Source organism: Kitasatospora sp. NPDC002965, assembly GCF_040611255.1.
Taxonomy (GTDB): domain Bacteria; phylum Actinomycetota; class Actinomycetes; order Streptomycetales; family Streptomycetaceae; genus Kitasatospora.
In genome coordinates this window covers 1-1,175 of the sequence record NZ_JBEXNT010000316.1, presented here as the reverse complement: position 1 = coordinate 1,175, position 1,175 = coordinate 1, and the positions used below count along the sequence as shown (strand labels likewise).

At 70.3% G+C, this 1,175-nt stretch carries 1 protein-coding gene; it reads right to left on the bottom strand.

The genetic code is table 11. The features are described 5' to 3' along the window. Positions 1-1,175, bottom strand: a 1,175-nt coding sequence (locus ABZY91_RS42095) for an RHS repeat-associated core domain-containing protein (RefSeq protein ID WP_355409545.1), incomplete at both ends; no start/stop codon positions are given.

Below are 1,175 nucleotides of genomic sequence, written 5' to 3'. Positions count from 1 at the left end.
GAGGAGGGGACGGATTTGGAGGCGCCGCGGGCGGCGCCGCTGCCGCGTTCGATGGCTTTGGCGGCGTCGGTGACGGTGTCGACGGCGTTGGCGACTTTGGAGGCGATGCGGGCGGCGGTGGCGGCGCTGCCGATGACGGGGACGACGGCGACGAGGGAGAGTGCGGCGTTCTTCCAGTCGCCTTCGGCGGCGTACCAGACGCCGTTGATGATGTCGCAGGCGTCGCCGATGACGGGGATCATGCCGGCCACGTCGAGGACGGTGTGGCCGATGTTGGAGATGGTGTTGTAGTTCTCCTTGACGACGTCGACGGTCTTGCTGACGGCGTTGGCGGCCTTTTTGACGATGCTGGAGCCCCACCACAGGCCGGTGGGGTCGGTGTAGGTGAGGGGGCTGTTGTTGGCGTAGAGGTAGCCCTGGAGCTGTTGGGGGTCGCTTGCGTCGATGACCGGGTCGACGGACAGGAAGCGTCCGTTCTTGGGGTCGTATTCGCGGGCGCCGAGGTGGGTGAGGCCGGTGGCCTTGTCCTGGGTGCCGCCGACGAAGCCCTTGTCGCCCTGCCATTGGCCGGGGGCGGGTTGGGTGCCGCGTTCCTCGCCGAAGGGTTTGAACGCGCGGCGGGTCGCGGTGAGTGTGGCGGCGTCGATCGCCGTCGTTCCCGTGCCGTGGTGGTCGGAGGCGACGTAGCTGAGCCGGCCGTCGGAGGTCCGCACGATGGTGGGGCCGCCGGCGGTGGGGTAGTAGCGGGTGCCGGTGACGTCGCCGGTGGTGGTGTTGAGGGTGAGTTCGGTGCCGCCGAGGTAGAGGGTGGTGCGGCCGGGGTCGCGGCGCAGGAGGCGGTTGCCGTCGGCGTCGTAGACGTAGGTGGAGGTGCCGGTACTGGTGGCGGCGGTGGCGAGGTGGCCGTCAGGGTCCCAGGTCATGGTCTGGGTGTTGCCGCCCTCGTCGGGGCGGGTGAGGGTGTTGCCGGTCTGGTCGTAGGTGTAGCCGGTGGTGGCGGTCGGGCCGTTGCCGGTTTTGGTCTGGGTGGTGGTGGGGGCGTGGGGGCGGGGCTGGCCGGGGGCGGGGTAGGTGTGGGTGCTGGTGACGTCCTTGGCGGTGTCGCCGGTGGGGTCGTGGTCGGTGGTGGCGGTGCGGTTGCCCGTGACGTCGTAGGTGAACGACTGGCGGTAGGG